At 59.4% G+C, this 15,840-nt stretch carries 16 protein-coding genes; 7 read left to right on the top strand and 9 right to left on the bottom strand.

Annotated features, from left to right (window positions below; translation table 11 throughout):
• Positions 1-2: 2 nt before the first annotated feature.
• The gene (locus Q0601_RS16490) at positions 3-350 is read left to right on the top strand and encodes an H-type lectin domain-containing protein (protein ID WP_305290965.1); all 348 of its coding nucleotides are present in this window, start codon (positions 3-5) and stop codon (positions 348-350) included.
• A gap of 27 nt (positions 351-377) precedes the next feature.
• Here the strand turns inward: Q0601_RS16490 and Q0601_RS16485 are convergent, their stop codons facing one another.
• Positions 378-797 (bottom strand): hypothetical protein, encoded by a 420-nt coding sequence (locus Q0601_RS16485; protein WP_305290964.1) that lies wholly within the window; start codon positions 795-797, stop codon positions 378-380.
• A gap of 65 nt (positions 798-862) precedes the next feature.
• Between Q0601_RS16485 and hemF the strand changes: the two genes are divergently transcribed.
• Entirely contained in the window at positions 863-1,729 is an 867-nt protein-coding gene (gene hemF / locus Q0601_RS16480; protein WP_305290983.1) for an oxygen-dependent coproporphyrinogen oxidase, read from the top strand.
• 1 nt (position 1,730) lies between these two features.
• Here the strand turns inward: hemF and Q0601_RS16475 are convergent, their stop codons facing one another.
• Positions 1,731-2,183, bottom strand: a complete 453-nt coding sequence (locus Q0601_RS16475; protein WP_305290963.1) for an Lrp/AsnC family transcriptional regulator — start codon at positions 2,181-2,183, stop codon at positions 1,731-1,733.
• A gap of 90 nt (positions 2,184-2,273) precedes the next feature.
• Between Q0601_RS16475 and Q0601_RS16470 the strand changes: the two genes are divergently transcribed.
• The gene (locus tag Q0601_RS16470; protein WP_305290962.1) at positions 2,274-2,873 is read left to right on the top strand and encodes a LysE family translocator; all 600 of its coding nucleotides are present in this window, start codon (positions 2,274-2,276) and stop codon (positions 2,871-2,873) included.
• A 78-nt stretch (positions 2,874-2,951) separates the two neighbouring features.
• Here the strand turns inward: Q0601_RS16470 and Q0601_RS16465 are convergent, their stop codons facing one another.
• Positions 2,952-4,094 carry an alcohol dehydrogenase catalytic domain-containing protein gene (locus Q0601_RS16465; protein ID WP_305290960.1) on the bottom strand — a complete coding sequence of 381 codons (1,143 nt, stop codon included), beginning with the start codon at positions 4,092-4,094 and terminating at the stop codon, positions 2,952-2,954.
• 51 nt (positions 4,095-4,145) lie between these two features.
• Here Q0601_RS16465 and Q0601_RS16460 point away from each other — a divergent pair, with 51 nt between their 5' ends.
• Entirely contained in the window at positions 4,146-4,517 is a 372-nt protein-coding gene (locus Q0601_RS16460) for a hypothetical protein (protein WP_305290959.1), read from the top strand.
• Positions 4,518-4,528: 11 nt separating this feature from the next.
• Here Q0601_RS16460 and Q0601_RS16455 read toward each other — a convergent pair whose 3' ends face one another.
• From Q0601_RS16455 to Q0601_RS16430, 6 genes are all read right to left on the bottom strand, one after another.
• On the bottom strand, positions 4,529-5,095 hold the full coding sequence (locus Q0601_RS16455; protein ID WP_305290958.1) for an MOSC domain-containing protein: 567 nt from the start codon (positions 5,093-5,095) through the stop codon (positions 4,529-4,531).
• 6 nt (positions 5,096-5,101) lie between these two features.
• Positions 5,102-5,452: an arsenate reductase (glutaredoxin) gene (arsC, locus tag Q0601_RS16450; protein WP_305290956.1), complete on the bottom strand. Its 351-nt coding sequence runs from the start codon at positions 5,450-5,452 to the stop codon at positions 5,102-5,104.
• Positions 5,453-5,479: 27 nt separating this feature from the next.
• Positions 5,480-6,475, bottom strand: a complete 996-nt coding sequence (locus tag Q0601_RS16445) for an ABC transporter permease (RefSeq protein ID WP_305290955.1) — start codon at positions 6,473-6,475, stop codon at positions 5,480-5,482.
• The gene (locus Q0601_RS16440) at positions 6,468-7,475 is read right to left on the bottom strand and encodes an ABC transporter permease (protein WP_305290954.1); all 1,008 of its coding nucleotides are present in this window, start codon (positions 7,473-7,475) and stop codon (positions 6,468-6,470) included. Before Q0601_RS16440 ends, Q0601_RS16445 begins: the two co-directional genes overlap by 8 nt.
• Before the next feature lie 66 nt (positions 7,476-7,541).
• Positions 7,542-9,260 (bottom strand): peptide ABC transporter substrate-binding protein, encoded by a 1,719-nt coding sequence (locus tag Q0601_RS16435; RefSeq protein ID WP_305290953.1) that lies wholly within the window; start codon positions 9,258-9,260, stop codon positions 7,542-7,544.
• A gap of 107 nt (positions 9,261-9,367) precedes the next feature.
• A complete protein-coding gene (locus tag Q0601_RS16430) occupies positions 9,368-11,071 on the bottom strand; it encodes a peptide ABC transporter substrate-binding protein (RefSeq protein WP_305290952.1) in 1,704 nt (567 codons plus the stop codon).
• A gap of 266 nt (positions 11,072-11,337) precedes the next feature.
• Between Q0601_RS16430 and Q0601_RS16425 the strand changes: the two genes are divergently transcribed.
• The 3 genes from Q0601_RS16425 (at position 11,338) to Q0601_RS16415 (ending at position 15,749) form a co-directional block, all read left to right on the top strand.
• Complete coding sequence (locus Q0601_RS16425; RefSeq protein ID WP_305290951.1) at positions 11,338-13,170, top strand: ABC transporter ATP-binding protein; 1,833 nt, start codon at positions 11,338-11,340, stop codon at positions 13,168-13,170.
• Positions 13,167-14,510, top strand: a complete 1,344-nt coding sequence (locus Q0601_RS16420; RefSeq protein ID WP_305290950.1) for an NAD(P)/FAD-dependent oxidoreductase — start codon at positions 13,167-13,169, stop codon at positions 14,508-14,510. Before Q0601_RS16425 ends, Q0601_RS16420 begins: the two co-directional genes overlap by 4 nt.
• Positions 14,511-14,582: 72 nt before the next feature.
• Positions 14,583-15,749: a M20 aminoacylase family protein gene (locus Q0601_RS16415; protein WP_305290949.1), complete on the top strand. Its 1,167-nt coding sequence runs from the start codon at positions 14,583-14,585 to the stop codon at positions 15,747-15,749.
• The last annotated feature ends 91 nt before the right edge of the window (positions 15,750-15,840 follow it).

The raw sequence follows: 15,840 nt of genomic DNA, 5'->3' as shown, positions 1-15,840 counted from the left end.
GCATGCAGAAATTCGGATTTTCGGCCGTTGGTGTTCTACAGGGCTCCGTCCAGATGTTCTCGGCATTCGAGGATAACGGGATCATGTGGACCGGGCATGGCCCTCGCCGTGAGACGCGACGGATAGATTTCTCGGAACCGTTTCAAACGGTCCCGGTTATTCATGTTTCGATAAGCATGTGGGATATCGAAAGCAGCGCGAATCAGCGTGCGGATATCGCGACGCAGAACATTACAGCCGAGGGCTTCGATATCGTGTTCCGGACCTGGGGCGATACGCGGGTTGCGCGTATCCGCGCCGATTGGCTGGCGATCGGCGCGGTTCGGCATGATGATGATTTCGATCTATAGACCACCCTGTCCGGTCATATCAGGGTTTCACGTTTTCTCTTCCGGGAACGCTTTCTTGCATGCCTGCACATAGGCGTTCGCCGTGCCTTCCAATTCCGCCTTACGCTCTGCCAGCCCGTCGCGTTTGCGTTGTTCGGCCGCCGGGTCGATAGGAACGCGATAGCGCTCGATATCCACGTAATCGCGCCAGCATGGCCGGATGGTCGTCTGGACATTTCCTTTCCGGTCACGGTAGAGATCCCGGCAATGCGTCAGACGGTCACGTACCACCTGACGTTCTTCCCATGCATATCCACGTTCGAGATTGGCCTCGACCTCCTGCAACAGGTTGCTGACATTGCGGTATTCGCGGGTATGCTTGCTGATGCAGCGTTCCTGAGGCGTGCCACAGGCGGCAACAAGCAGCGGCAGGATGGCAAGGGTGGCGAGTGCAGTGTTACGGGGCATGGTCGGTCTCACTACTACGGGTTGGATATATGCTAACCGGCCTGATACAGGCTTGGCAATTCACGATAGGGGATGACATGGACGATCAACGCCGCCTTGCCGCAGACTGGTTTCGTGAATTACGCGACCGGATCACGCAGGCATTCGAGGCATTGGAAGATCGCGGACCCACGGACCGGCCCGCTGCGCGTTTTGCTGTGACGCCGACTGAACGCGCCGATAACGGCGGCGGCGGGCTGATGTCGGTCATGCGGAACGGCCGGGTATTCGAAAAGGTTGGCGTGAACTGGTCCGAGGTTCACGGAACCCTGTCATCCAAGGCCCGGGCGGCCATGGCCGCGCGGGGCGTTCCGGGACTGGAAAAGGATCCGCGTTTCTGGGCCAGCGGGATCAGCCTTGTCGCGCATATGCAGAACCCGCATGCGCCGGCGGTACACATGAATACCCGCATGTTCTGGACCCCGGAGGCCTGGTGGTTCGGAGGCGGCGCCGATCTTAATCCCTGCATCGAATACCCGGAAGACACCGGGCATTTTCATGATACCCTGCGTGCTGCCTGTACCCCGCATGGGGCGGATTATTATGAACGCTTCAAGTCATGGGCCGATGAGTATTTCTTTATCCCGCATCGAGGCCGCGCCCGTGGGGTCGGTGGTATTTTCTATGACGACCTGAACAGCGGTGACTGGCAGGCGGATTTCGCCTTTACCAAATCCGTGGGCGAGGCTTTTCTGCCCGCCTTCCTGCCTTTGGCCAAGGCCCGCATGACGCAGGATTGGACGGATGCGGATCGCGAGACCCAATTGATTCATCGTGGCCTTTATGCCGAATATAACCTTGTCTACGACAGGGGAACGAAATTCGGACTTGAAACCGGCCATGATCCCGATGCCGTCTTGATGAGCCTGCCGCCGCTGGTGAAATGGCCATAGGCTAGGCGCGCTCATCCTTGGGGCTGTCCATCACGACATGAGTGGTCATGGTGGCAATCCACGGGAAATTGCCCAGAACATCGGCGTGAAACTGTTTATAGGCGGCAAGATCCACAAGCTCGACCCGCAGCAGATATTCCACCGTGCCGGTGATATTGTGGCATTCGCGCACGGCGGGGGCGGCGATGCAAAGCCGTTCGAACGCCTTTTGCGCCTCGGTCGAGTGTCTGGACAGGCCGACCGTGACATAGGCAGTAAAACCCGCTCCCCGGGCCTGGGGGCTGATTACCGCCCGATAACCCATGATAATCCCTCGCCGCTCGAGTTCCTGCACCCGCCGGAGGCAGGCGGAAGGTGAAAGCCCGACCCGCGCCGCTAGTTCGGTATTGGGCAGGCGGCCGTCGCGGCGGAGTTCTTGCAATATTTTGTCATTGATACGATTAAATTGGGTCATTAATTGCAATAATAATGATAAAACGATGCTATTGGCAAGATGGTTGCGAGTAATAAGCGTTATTGTTGCGATATCTGATAGGATGGCGCAATGAATACCGATCTGTTTCTTGCTCTTGCCGGTTTTGCCTTTGTGACCTCGGTCACGCCGGGGCCGAATAACATGATGCTGATGGCCTCGGGCGCGAATTTCGGCGTCCGGCGGACGATTCCGCATATGCTGGGCGTTGCATGGGGTTTTGCCCTGATGATTGTGGTGATCGGACTGGGCGTGGATCGGCTGCTGGCCGCCAATCCGGCGATCGAAACTACGCTGAAATGGGCCAGTCTCGCCTATATGCTGTGGCTGGCATGGAAGGTTGCCAATGCGGCGCCGCCCCGGCAGTCGCCGGAGACCTCGCGGGCACGCCCGTTTACCTTTCTGGAAGCCGCCGCATTCCAATGGGTCAACCCGAAGGCGTGGGCCATGGCTTTGGGGGCGTTATCGGCCTATGCCGCGGGGGTTGGCGGCGCGCTGGTCGTGGGCGTGGTCTTTGCCGTCATCAACCTGTCCAGCGTTTCGATCTGGGCAATTTCGGGGCAGGGATTGCGCCGCCTGCTGACGACGCCCGTGCGGTTGCGCCTGTTCAATACAACCATGGCAATCCTGTTGGTGGTGTCCATGCTGCCCGTGCTGTTCGGCATGAGCTGAGCGGTCGGTATAAGAAATTATCCGCTGCTGAAGGACGACGGCAGGACTGTTTCTTCCAAACCTGACAAAACCGAATGTCTAACGTCGCAAGGCGTGCGCCGCGCCGTGCTGATCCCATTCCGCATTCGGGACGATCACCAGCTTGCCCAGAAAATCCGTGCCGCGCTCTACGAAAAGCCGCTCTGCTTCATGCAGTTCCGACAGTTTCATCGTGCCCGCAAGAACCGGGCGCAGCCGATCCGCGCGTATCCAGTCGATCAATTGCTGCGCCTCGGCTTGCGTTCCATGCGAGACGCCAAAAATCTGCACCTGATTGAGATAAATCTGTGTCCACAGGATTGGCGTGACATTTCCCGCAGACGCTCCGGCGATGGACAATCGCGGAGGCGTCCGGCGCGTTCCCAGATCGCGGCACATCGCATCGATCAGTCCCGGCGTGATATCGCCGCCGACCAAATCCATGACCGCGTCGATCTCATGCCCGCCCACCGCCTGCGCGATATCCCTGGCCCAATCGGTCACCGCCATGCGGTCGATTACCGTCTCGGCTCCCAAATCGCGCAAGACCTTGTCCTTGCCGGGACCCGAGATCGCATGCGGCACTGCCCCGATCACCCGGCAAAGCTGAATCAGCGCCGAGCCCACCCCGCCCGAGGCGCCGGTGATCAGCACATGCTCGCCCCTGCTTACGCTGGCCGAGGTCAGCATATGATATCCCGTCTGCCACGAGCACATGCCAAGGCTGGCGAGTTCGGCATCCGACAGGTTGTCATTCGGGACGTGATGAAACTGCGCAGAGGGGAAAACTCCGTATTCGGCAAAGCCGCCATCCGCGCCATGTCCGTAATAATCCGGCGTCAGGTTCAGATGTGGCTCCTTGCTGCGGTAGATGTTGAAGTCCAGCAGGCCGCGTTGTCCGATCCGGCGAGGGTCGACGCCATCTCCCACGGCAACCACACGCCCGACCACATCCGCTCCCTGAATGCGCGGAAAGCGCAGCGTGTCGCCCGCCATCTGGAAGCTGGTCGCCTCACCGGTGTCATGAGTGGCATAAAGGCCCTCGCGCACCTTGCGATCGGTATTGTTCTTGGCAGTGGCGGTGATGCGGACCAGAACCTCTCCGGCTTTCGGCTGGGGTACCGGATAATCGGTCCGCCATTCCAGCGCGTCGATCCCGCCGTGACGGGTCAGAACCATCGCTTGCATTTGTGAAGGAATCATCGCTAGGCTCCTTTGATATCCAGTGATGGTGAATATGCGGGAAACGCCCCTATGAAAGAACCCCGCGCGACACAACCCACAAACAGGATTGCGGGCAAAATCCAGCCTGTCTCGACCATGCGCGCCTGCATGATCCTGACGCTTGCTCTGCTGATCGTCATATCGATTCCGCTGATCTTTTTCTGGTATATGTCGCCGCTAGGGATGGGGTTTCATCAATGGCCCGAAGATCGTGAAAAAGCAAATCAAGCGCGGTCACTCTATCTGATATCGCTGAATGGCGGCATTCCTTTGCTGATCTTCGGGCAGCTGACAGCTACCGCACTGGCTTTCTATGGCAGGGTAAGGATGGCGTTGGCATTGTCTGCGATCAGTTTGACGGTCTTTCTGACACTGATCGGTTATGTCTTGTGGTTGATATAAGATTCATCGCGTCAATACCCGCGCCGCAGAACTCTTAGCCGGTCGTCGGCGCGGACCACGCCATCCTGTGTGATCGCGCAGAGGATGCCGCGCAATCTCAAATGCGGGTGGCCTTCTGCTCTGACCCAGCGCAAGGCATCCTCGCCATAGCGCTTCCGCCATTTGACGCAGGCGTCGTTGAAGACTGCCGAGACCTGCAAGACCGCGTCGCCTGCGCCGATTAGGCTGCCGGTGGGAAGATTGTCCAGACTGGTCTCGAGATCGGCGACGATGGAATCGCCGGGATGGGGAGAGACATCGCCCGGCTGCCAGACCAGATCGCAGACCCGCGCGGGCAGGATCGAGACCTGAATCGCCGGGTCGGGGCTGCCGTCGGGCAAACGCATCCAGGGGTGGCGCATCCATCTTTCGCCGGGGATACCCTGCTTGACGGTCAGTGTCAGTTCGCTGACGAAATCGCGTTGTCCGAAATCCGGCCTGTGGCACAGATAGCGGATCGGGCCGTGATTTGTCGGCGCGTTACGGATCTCTGGCAGGGCGGCCATCAGCGTGGCCATGGAGGGCTGGCGGTTCGTCATGATTGGTCAGATCAGATCCAACACGGTTTCCTTGGGGCGGCAAAGCTTTGCGCCTTTGGGCGAGAACACGACCGGACGTTCAATCAGCACAGGATGTTCGGCCATCGCCGCAATAAGCGCGTCATCGGAAAGCGACGGATCGTCCAGACCAAGATCGTGATAGGGCGTATTCTTTTGACGCAACAACTGGCGGGCGCCGATATGCAGCGATTGCAGTGCCTCTTGCAGTTCCGCAGGCGACGGCGGGTCGGACAGATAGTTGCGTATCTCGGGGTCCAGCTCGGCCTCGCGCAGCGCATTCAGCACGAAGCGCGATGTCGAGCATTTCGGATTATGCCAGATCACATATCTGTCCATTTATGTTCCCCTCGCTTTCGGGCGGACTCAGCGTCCTCTGATCCGCGGATCCATGGCGTCGCGCAACCCGTCACCGATATAATTGACGCAAAGCACCGTCAACGAGATGAACACACCCGGCAGGATCACCCGGCTGGGATACAGTACCATCTGATCCACCGCGTCATAAAGCAATCTTCCCCATGTCGGGAAGTCTGGGGGAAAGCCCAAGCCAAGGAAACTCAGCGCGCTTTCGGTGATGATCGCCGTGGCAATGCCCAGCGTCGCCGCGACCATGATCGGAGACATCACATTGGGAAGGATATGGCGCAGGATCATCCGGCGCGGCGGGGTGCCGATGGATTTGGCGGCAAGGATGAATTCGCGTTCCTTGAGGCCAAGCACATCGCCGCGCACGATCCGCGCCGCCTGCATCCAGCTTGTCGCACCGATGGCCGAGACGATCAGCAGGAAGATTCCCATTGCCGGACCGAATGACTGGGACAGCGGTTCGCGAAACAGCGTCACCATCAGCAGCAGAAGTGGCAGAAGCGGCAGGGCGAGGAACAATTCTGTCACCCGCATCAATGGCGCGTCGAGCCGGCGGAAATAACCCGAAAGAACGCCGATCGTACTGCCAAGGAAGATCGCGATCAGCATCGCGGTCAATCCGACCGAGATCGAGACCCGGCCACCTGCCATCAGCCGGGCCAGCATGTCGCGGCCAAGCTGGTCGGTGCCAAGAGGATGAACCGAGGTAAAGCCGGTATTTCGGGCGCGGATATCGACATATGTCGGATCGAGCGTCCAGATCAGCGGACCGGCCAATACGAAGAGCAGCACTCCGATGAACAGGATCAGGGCGACCATCGCTCCCCGGTGACTGCGAAACTGCCGCCAGACATCGCGCCATTGATTGCGGGTTTCGCCTCCTGCGATTTGCGGTTGGTCCGGGGGCAGGGCAGCCGTGGCGGCGGCCGCTCCGGCGGCTCCGTCGGTCAGTTCCTGGCGGTTCAGTTCCTGCTGGCGGTCTGTATCAGTCATAGCGAATCCTCGGGTCCAGCACGCCGTAGAGAATATCGGCAATCAGGGTGAATACGATGATCAGGATGGCGAAGATGAAGGTCAGCGTCAGCACCATCGGGATGTCATTGGCATGGATGGCCGAGATCAGAAGCTGACCAAGGCCGTTCACCTTGAAGACCTGCTCGGTGATGATCGCGCCTCCGAACACGGTGGGCAGGCCAAGCGCGATGACCGTTACTACCGGGATCAGGCTGTTGCGCAGCACGTGCTTCAGCACGACCTTGCGTTCGCCAAGGCCCTTGGCACGTGCCGTGCGCACATAATCCTGTCCCAGATTGTCCAGCATAGAGGCGCGCATGAACCTGCTGATCTGCGCGGCGTTATACAGCGCCAGCACCGTCACCGGCATGATCATCTGCCGGACCTGAACCCAGAAACTGCTCCAGTCCGTGACGACATGCGTAGTGTCATAGACCGAAGGGAACCATTGCAGCTTGACCCCGAAGATGATGATGAACACGACGCCCGTGAAGAAGGTCGGCATCGAAAAGCCGACCATCGAGACAAAGGTGCCCACCTGATCGAACCAGCTATATTGCTTATAGGCCGAGAGGATGCCGATAGGGATCGCGATCATCACGCCGACAATATAGGACATGCCTACGACGATCAGCGTCTGCGGCACGCGCTGCGCGATCACGTCGAAGACCGGACTGCGCGACTGGAAGCTGATGATCCGCTGCATCCCGTCGCTGAAATAGGTGCCCAGCAACTTGTCAGTCCAGTGCAGCGGTTCGACCCAGAAGAACTGCTTCAGCCACAGCATATAGCGAATATACCATGCCTGCCCCAGCCCGAGCGCCTCGCGCATCTTTTCTTTGACTTCGGGCGGCACGGTCAGCGGGACGTCCCCAAGGGGATCGCCGGGCGATGCCTCGAGCAGAAGGAAAATCACCAGCGAAATGAACAACAGGGTGGGGATCGCCAGCAGCAAACGGCGCATTGTGAAATTCAGCATCCGGAACCTCTTTGACGTGTCAGGAACAACATGGCCCGGCCCCAACGCGGCCGGGCGGGCTCGGAATCATTCCTCGACGCGGGTCCAGTCGGCCACGTTCCAGAATTCGCTGTCCCACGGGTTCATATGGACGCCGCCCAGACGGTTGGAACTGACCGAAACCCGGCCACGCGCGATCAGCGGCAGATGGGTCATCGAATCGCGGGTGATCATCAGGTTCATCTTCTTGGCGAGTTCGGCACGCGCCTCGATCCCCGATGTCTGGGCCATTTCCTTGATCAGCTTTTCGTATTCCTCGTCGCAATAACGAACGGTGTTTTCCCCCTGCCACTGGTTCTCGGGGCTGGGAATCGACGCGCAGGAGCGTTCCGAGAGGAAGCTGCCCGGATCGGTCCCATCATAGACATCGGTATACATCTCGACATCTGCATAGAACTTGACGATCGTATCGGGCGAGCCGGGATCCGAGCCGAAATAAACGCTTGCATCCACGGTCTTAAGCTCGGTTTCCACGCCGATTTCCGACCACCATTGCTTGATCAGGGCCTGAAAGTCCTGACGCACCGCGTTGACCGAGGTCTGGAACAGCAGTTTCAGCTTCACACCGTCCTTTTCGCGGATGCCATCCCCGCCAACGGTCCAGCCCGCCTCTTCCAGCAGAGCTTTGGCGCCTTCGATGTCCTGGGTCAGGCAATCGTCGTTATCCGAGGCGTAAATCTCGGGATTGGGGACCATGTTGCAGGTGGCCTTGCCGGTTTCGCCATAGCCGATCTCGTTCAGCAATTCCCGGTCGATCGCCATGGACAGGGCCTGACGCACCTTGAGATCCGACAGGATCGGATGCGGATGCTTCAGTGTCGCACGCTCACCCTCCGGCAGGCTTGGGGACGGATCGGACTGGTTCAGCAGGATATGCTCGACCGTTGCGCCGAAATCGACCTCCAGTTTGCCCTTGCCAGCCGCCAGCATTCCTTCCAGAACATCGGGGGCAAGCTGGATATTCCAGGCATAATCATATTCGCCCGTCTCCAGCACAGCCCGCGCTGCCGAGGTCGAATCGCCGCCGCCTTTCAGGGTGACGGTCGCGAAGGCCGGTTTGTCTGCTTCGCGATATTCCGGATTGGCTTCGAGCGTCACGACATCATTGGTCTTGAAACCGGTGGCCCGGAATGGACCGGTACCGATGGGGCCGAAATTCTCTTCGGTACATGTCGCGGCCTGGGCACCCGTGCAATTCTCGAATTGCGCTTTCTGGATGATCGGCGCCTGAGCACCGACAAAAGCCGCATAGGGATAGGGGCGCGGCGAGTCGAATGTGATCTTGACTGTCAGCGGATCGACAGCCTCGACCGAGGTCACGCCCTCGAATTTGGCGGCCTGCGCACAGCCGCCCTCGTCGTTCATGCAGTAATCAGCGGTGAATTTCACGTCCTCGGCTGTCAGATCGGTGCCGTCGGACCATTTCACGCCTTCTTTCAGCTTCCATGTGATCGTCGTCATATCGTCGGAAATGCCGCCATTCTCGAGCGTGGGAATATCCTGCGCCAGCGCGGGAACGATCTCGCCGTCAGGTGCGAAGATCGCCAGAGGCTCAAGGATCAGGGACGAGGCCAGCATTTCCTTGACGCCGGTCGAAAGATAGACATTCAGCGTCGACGGAGCCTGCCACAGCAGCAAGTTCAACTCTCCATCCGTGCCGCGTTCGGCATGCGCAGGGCTGGAGGCGAGCGCCAGAACGGCAGCCGCGCTGGTCAACAGACCTGTCTTTAGCGAATTGATGACCATGATTTTTCCTTTTCCGGTTGGACTTGTGCGATTCCTGACGCATTGCGCGGATCGCTTCTTATGGCCGGGTCATGCAGGCAGATCGCTGCATGATCCCTGTCAGGCCGTTATTCCTTGACGCGATACCAGTCCTGGACATTCCACAATTCGGTATCCCAGGCATTCAACTCGACTCCGCCCAGCGAATTGCTGACGGCCGAGGCCGTGCCGCGATAGACCAGTGGGATGATTGCATGGGAATCCTTGGTCAGCATCTCGTTCAGCTTCTGACCCAGCTTGCCGCGTTCGTCCTGATCGACGGTCTTGCCCAGTTCGGCCACCAGCTTGTCATATTCTTCGTCGCAGAGACGAACGATATTTTCGCCCTGCCACTGATTGTCGGGGCCCGGAGCCTTGTCGCAGGTAAATTTGGCCAGATAGGGTTCGGGATTGTTGCCTTCGAAGTTGTTGGCAAACATTTCGATATCGGCATAGAATTTCTGCAGCGTGTCGGGCGAGCCCGCATCACTGCCGAAGAAGACCGATGCATCGATGGTCTTCAGCTCGGTTTCCACGCCGATCTCGGTCCACCATTGCTTGATCAGCGACTGGAAATCCTGACGCACGGCATTGACCGAACTCTGATAGAGGATCGACAGGCGCATCCCGTCTTTTTCACGCACGCCGCCAGCGCCGGGAACCCAGCCCGCATCGTCAAGAAGCTTCTTGGCGCCTTCGATGTCCTGGGTCATGCAGTCGGTATTGGGCGATGCCCATGCCTCGGGCGCAGGAACAAGATTGCAGGTTGCCTTGCCCGTGGAACCATAACCGATTTCGTTCAGCAACTCACGGTCGATCGCCATCGACAGCGCCTGACGGACCGCCGGGTCAGACAGGAACGGGTGCGGATTGTCGAGCGTCGAACGCTCGCCTTCGGGCAGGCTCGAGGACGGATCGGTCAGATTGACCATCAGCCGCTCGACAAGGCTGCCGAAAGCCGCCTGAACCTTGCCCTTGCCCTGTGCTTCCATACCCTCGATCACGTCCGGCGAAAGCTGGGTGTTCCAGGCATAGTCGAATTCACCCGTCTCAAGGACCGCACGCGCGGCCGCTGCGGCATCGCCGCCGCCTTTCATGGTCAGCTTGGCAAAGGCGGGTTTTTCAGGGTCGCGATATTCGGGATTGGCCTCGAATTCGATGACGTCATTGGTCTTGAACGACACGACCCGGAACGGTCCGGTGCCGATCGGGTTGAAATTCTCCTCGGTACAGGTAGGCGCAGCGGCGCCGAGGCATTTCTCGAACTGGGCCTTCTGGATGATCGGTGACTGCCCGCCGACGAATGCCGCGAAAGGATCGGGGCGCGGTTCCGTGAAGTTCACCTTGACGGTCAGATCGTCGATTGCCTCGACGGATTCGACGCCCTCGTATTTCGCAAGCTGTGCGCAGCCGCCTTCCGGATGCATGCAATATTCGGCGGTGAAAACCAGATCAGCCGAGGTAACCGGCGTGCCGTCAGACCATTTCAGCCCCTCTTTCAGCTTCCACGTGATCGATGTCAGATCGTCGGAAATGCCGCCATTCTCAAGCGAAGGAATCTCTTGCGCGAGTTCCGGGAACAGGGTGCCGTCGGGTTGGAAGCCTGCCAGAGGCTCAAGCACCATGCTGGAGGCGATGATATCCTTGGTGCCGCTGGACAGGAACATGTTCATGGTGGATGGCGCCTGCCACATGATGATATTCGCTTCGCCATCGGAACCGCGTTCCGCCATGGCTGCGGGGGCAAGGACTATCGACGCGGCCGCCCCCATAAGCATGGTTTTCAGTTTCATGATTTTTCTCCCGTTGGAAGTGATTTACCGCGTTTTCTGCGCGCAAGCAGGAGATGTAAGATATTGTTTTTATATAGTTTATCAATTTCTTCCCCTGCTTTCCATCGGTCTTTGGCGCCGTTGGTTGTTCTTGCGGAATTCTGTCAGTTTCAAACAATCCTGAGGGTCATGGCAAGCCCTATCCTCAACAGCCTCACGAAGTTCGGCTTTGACATTCCACGGTCTCGCGTTAGCCTCGATTCGGATCGATTGGCCGGGGATAGCGGATGCTGGACGAAAAACCTCTTGTTTCCATTGAAAAACTGCGGGTCGAGTTCGAGACGAATGATGGCGTCGTCGTCGGCGTCAGGGATGTCAGTTTCAACATCAAGCCTGGCGAATGCGTCTGCGTCGTGGGGGAATCCGGTTCCGGGAAATCGGTCAGTTCGCTGTCGCTGATGAGACTGGTCGAGTTTGGCGGCGGGGCCATCACTAACGGCCGGCTGATGTTCGATACCGGCAAAGGCGAGGCGATCGATCTTGCAAAACAGGATACGCCGGTCATGCGGGATATCCGTGGCAATATGATCGGCATGATCTTCCAGGAACCGATGACCGCGCTGAACCCGGTTTTCACCGTCGGAGATCAGTTGACTGAAGGGCTGATCGAGCATCGGGGCCTGAAAAAATCCGATGCGCGCGCCCGTGCGATCGAGCTTTTGAAACAGGTGCGTATCCCCGAGCCGGAGCGCCGTCTTGATCAGTATCCACATGAATTATCCGGCGGCATGCGCCAGCGGGTCGTCATCGCCATCGCCATGGCCTGCGAGCCGCGCCTGCTGATCTGCGATGAGCCGACGACGGCGCTTGATGTGACCATTCAGGCCGAAATTCTTGCCCTGATCGACAGGCTGAAACGCGAAAAGCAGATCGCCGTGATGTTCATTACCCATGACATGGCGGTGGTCGCGCAAATGGCCGACCGTGTTGTGGTGATGTATCGCGGCGACAAGGTCGAGGAAGGCAGCGCCGAGCAGATCTTCGAAAATCCGCGCGAGGATTACACCAGGATGCTGTTGGCTGCCGTGCCGCGGCTGGGCGAGATGACCGGCAAGCCCGCGCCCGAGCGGCTGCGCCTGATGCATGACGGCAGCTTTGGCGAGCCAGAGCCGATTATCGTAAAGGATCCCCGGCCACTGCTGACGGTCAGCAATCTGACCACACGTTTTGCCGTCAAGGGTGGCATTCTTCGTCGCACGACGGCACTGGTTCATGCGGTTGAGGATGTTTCCTTCACCATCAATTCCGGGGAAACCATGTCTCTGGTCGGTGAATCGGGCTGCGGAAAATCCACCTGCGGCCGTTCCCTTCTTCGTCTGGTTGAACCGGAATCCGGCACCGTCAATCTGGATGGCACCGATATTCTGGCGCTGTCGCAATCGGGACTGCGCAAGGCGCGGCGCGATATGCAGATGATCTTCCAGGATCCCTTCGCCAGTCTTGACCCGCATATGAAGCTGTACGATCAGGTGGCCGAGCCGATGCAGAATTATGGTATCGGCAGCCGTTCGGAACGCGAAGACCGGATTGCCGCGCTGTTCGATCGGGTCGAACTGCCCCGAAGTTTCATGCGCCGCTACCCGCATGAAATGTCGGGCGGCCAGCGTCAGCGGATTGCCATCGCGCGCGCTCTTGCGTTGAATCCCAAGCTGATCGTGGCGGATGAGGCGGTGTCGGCGCTTGATGTCTCGGTTCAGGCGCAGGTGCTGAACCTGCTGATGGAATTGCAGCAGGATCTGGGTATCTCGATGCTGTTCATCAGCCACGACATGGCCGTGGTGGAACGGGTCAGCCATCATGTCGGCGTCATGTATCTGGGCCGGATCGTCGAGATGGGAACCCGGGCTCAGGTCTTCGAAAACCCGCAGCATAGCTATACCAAGCAGCTGATGCTGGCCGTCCCGGTTGCCGATCCGCGCCGGAAGAAGATCAGCGAGGATCTGACATTCAAGCCGATCCCGTCACCCATTTATCCCATCGGTCATGTTGCGCAACCATCGGTTTACGCGGAAGTCGCGCCCGGGCATCGTGTGCTGGTCGATCCGGTGACGCATTCATGAAGGGCGATCCGCCCATTTCTTCGGCGACACCGCCAGAATTCAGAGACGATCTGCCCAAGGCTGCCGATGCCATTGTGATCGGCGGTGGCATCGCCGGGGTTACGACGGCGCTTTATCTTGCCCGCGATGGCTTGTCGGTTGTCCTGTGCGAGAAAGGGTTGATCGCTGCCGAACAATCCTCGCGCAATTGGGGCTGGGTCAGGGCGCAGGGGCGCGACGAGGCCGAATTGCCGATCATGCTGGCTGCCCGGCAATTATGGCGTAGGCTTGCCCAGGAAATCGGCGGCGAGCTTGGGCTGACGACATGCGGGGTCAGCTATCTTGCCCCGGACGAAGCCACGCTTGCGAAATACGAGCAATGGCTGAAAATCGCGCTTCCGTATGGTCTGGACAGCCGGATCATGGGCAAATCGGAACTCTCCGGGAAACTGCCCAACGACATGGGATGGCAGGGTGCCCTGACCACGGCTTCGGATATGCGGGCCGAACCCGGCGTCGCGGTTCCGGCGATCGCGCGGCTGGCAGCACGTGAAGGGGTCGCTATCCGTGAACATTGCGCGGTCCGCGCCATCGAGACTGCGGCGGGGCAGGTGTCGGGCGTGATGACGGAAGACGGGCTGGTCAGGGCCGATCGTGTATTGCTGGCCGGCGGCGCGTGGTCGGGACTGTTCGCGGCCAATGCGGGGCTGTCCCTGCCGCAGCTTTCGGTGCGGGGAACCGTAGCGGCAACCGAAGCAATCCCCGAATTCTGGTCCGGTGCGGCGGCCAGCTCTGCTTTCGCCTTTCGCCGTCGCGCCGATGGCGGCTATACGCTTGCCCCCGGCACGGCGCATGACTTCTGGATCGGCCCATCCGCGTTTCGGCATCTGCGCCAGTATCTTCCGCAAATCCGCCGCGATCTCGGCCAGACCCGGTTACAGCTTTTCGCGCCCCGCGGTTATCCCGACGCCTGGACGACGCCGCGGCGGTGGGATGCGGATCGCAACACGCCTTTCGAGGCGATGCGCGTCCTGAACCCCGATCCCAATCCCGCCCGGTTAAGGCAGCTTCAGGACGATTTCGCCAAGGCATTTCCCCAAATCGGTCGTCCCCGGATACGGGCGGCCTGGGCAGGGATGATAGACACCATGCCCGATCAGGTTCCGGTGCTGGACGAGACGCCGGTCCGGGGCTTCTTCATCGCGACCGGCCTTTCCGGCCACGGTTTCGGTATCGGTCCCGGCGTGGGGCGTGTCATGGCCGATCTGATCCGCGGCGGGGAAACGCAATTCGACCTGTCCCGCTTCCGTTTCGGACGGTTTTCGGATGGTTCGGAGATTGTTCTTGGTCCCGATCTGTAGGCCGGATCCGATATTCCTGCCTCTTGCGCAAACTGCAATATGGTCGCATCCTGCTCGTAAAAGGAGAATATCATGCCAGTCAAAAACCGCTTTGCAGAACTTCTGCCCGAGATCACCGCGTGGCGACGCGATTTCCATGAGAACCCGGAATTGCTTTATGACGTTCACCGCACTGCCGGAAAGGTTGCCGAACTTTTGCGCGAATTCGGCTGTGATGAGGTGACCGAGGGAATTGGCCAGACAGGTGTTGTCGGCGTCATCAAGGGCAAGACCGACACGAAGGGCCGGGTGGTCGGGCTTCGTGCCGATATGGACGCCCTGCCGATCATCGAGCAGACCGGGCTGGAATACGCCTCGAAGACACCGGGCAAGATGCATGCCTGCGGCCATGACGGGCATACCGCCATGCTGCTGGGCGCGGCGAAATATCTGGCCGAGACCCGCAATTTCGACGGCACCGCCATTGTCATCTTTCAGCCCGCCGAAGAGGGCGGCGCAGGCGGCGAGGCGATGATCAAGGATGGTCTGGCCGAGCGCTGGGGGATCAATGAATTCTATGGGATGCATAATATGCCGGGCATTCCCACCGGCCAGTTCGCGATCAAACCCGGCGCGATGATGGCCGCTGCCGATCAATTCGAGATCACCGTGACCGGCAAGGGCGGTCATGCCGCCAAACCGCATGAATGTATCGACACGACGCTGACGGCCGCTCAGATCATCGTCGCGGTGCAATCCGTTGTGTCACGGAATATCGATCCGCTGAAAAACGCCGTGGTTTCGGTTTGCGTCGTTCAGACTGACTCGACTGCGCATAACGTGATCCCGCAAGTCGTCACGCTGAAAGGCACCGCCCGCAGCCTTGCTCCCGAAGTTCGCGATCAGCTGCAAGAGGGGATCACACGCGTGGCCACCAATATTGCGGCCGCCATGGGCGCAAGTGCCGAGGTGGATTACCAGCGCGGCTACCCGGTGACGATGAATGACGATGAGGCGACCGTCTGGGCCTCCGATGTCGCACGCGAGATTGCGGGCGAGGTGAATCTCGACATGCAGCCGATGATGGGCGGTGAGGATTTCAGCTATATGCTGAACGAGCGTCCGGGCGCCTATATCTTTGTCGGCAATGGCGACACTGCCATGGTTCACCATCCGGCCTATAACTTCAATGATGACGCAATTCCGGCCGGGTCAAGCTGGTATGCTGGCATGATTGAGGCGCGGATGCCTGCTGCCTGAGGAATGACAGGGGGCAGCCTGGCCTGACTGAAGCGTTTCGCGGCCCGTCCGGTTCCACTCCCTCTGCTTCTTCTTTGTCCAAATACCTTGG

Origin of the sequence: Paracoccus wurundjeri (assembly GCF_030678915.1) — a bacterium.
Taxonomy (GTDB): domain Bacteria; phylum Pseudomonadota; class Alphaproteobacteria; order Rhodobacterales; family Rhodobacteraceae; genus Paracoccus; species Paracoccus onubensis_A.
This window is presented reverse-complemented; position numbering and strand designations above follow the sequence as displayed.

What these genes read in the sequence shown, in the direction of transcription:
- Q0601_RS16490 (WP_305290965.1), top strand. Translation starts at nt 3, where the DNA reads ATGCAGAAATTCGGATTTTCGGCCGTTGGTGTTCTACAGGGCTCCGTC.
- Q0601_RS16485 (WP_305290964.1), bottom strand. Translation starts at nt 797, where the DNA reads ATGCCCCGTAACACTGCACTCGCCACCCTTGCCATCCTGCCGCTGCTT.
- Q0601_RS16475 (WP_305290963.1), bottom strand. Translation starts at nt 2,183, where the DNA reads ATGACCCAATTTAATCGTATCAATGACAAAATATTGCAAGAACTCCGC.
- Q0601_RS16470 (WP_305290962.1), top strand. Translation starts at nt 2,274, where the DNA reads ATGAATACCGATCTGTTTCTTGCTCTTGCCGGTTTTGCCTTTGTGACC.
- Q0601_RS16465 (WP_305290960.1), bottom strand. Translation starts at nt 4,094, where the DNA reads ATGATTCCTTCACAAATGCAAGCGATGGTTCTGACCCGTCACGGCGGG.
- Q0601_RS16460 (WP_305290959.1), top strand. Translation starts at nt 4,146, where the DNA reads ATGAAAGAACCCCGCGCGACACAACCCACAAACAGGATTGCGGGCAAA.
- Q0601_RS16455 (WP_305290958.1), bottom strand. Translation starts at nt 5,095, where the DNA reads ATGACGAACCGCCAGCCCTCCATGGCCACGCTGATGGCCGCCCTGCCA.
- arsC (WP_305290956.1), bottom strand. Translation starts at nt 5,452, where the DNA reads ATGGACAGATATGTGATCTGGCATAATCCGAAATGCTCGACATCGCGC.
- Q0601_RS16445 (WP_305290955.1), bottom strand. Translation starts at nt 6,475, where the DNA reads ATGACTGATACAGACCGCCAGCAGGAACTGAACCGCCAGGAACTGACC.
- Q0601_RS16440 (WP_305290954.1), bottom strand. Translation starts at nt 7,475, where the DNA reads ATGCTGAATTTCACAATGCGCCGTTTGCTGCTGGCGATCCCCACCCTG.
- Q0601_RS16435 (WP_305290953.1), bottom strand. Translation starts at nt 9,260, where the DNA reads ATGGTCATCAATTCGCTAAAGACAGGTCTGTTGACCAGCGCGGCTGCC.
- Q0601_RS16430 (WP_305290952.1), bottom strand. Translation starts at nt 11,071, where the DNA reads ATGAAACTGAAAACCATGCTTATGGGGGCGGCCGCGTCGATAGTCCTT.
- Q0601_RS16425 (WP_305290951.1), top strand. Translation starts at nt 11,338, where the DNA reads ATGCTGGACGAAAAACCTCTTGTTTCCATTGAAAAACTGCGGGTCGAG.
- Q0601_RS16420 (WP_305290950.1), top strand. Translation starts at nt 13,167, where the DNA reads ATGAAGGGCGATCCGCCCATTTCTTCGGCGACACCGCCAGAATTCAGA.
- Q0601_RS16415 (WP_305290949.1), top strand. Translation starts at nt 14,583, where the DNA reads ATGCCAGTCAAAAACCGCTTTGCAGAACTTCTGCCCGAGATCACCGCG.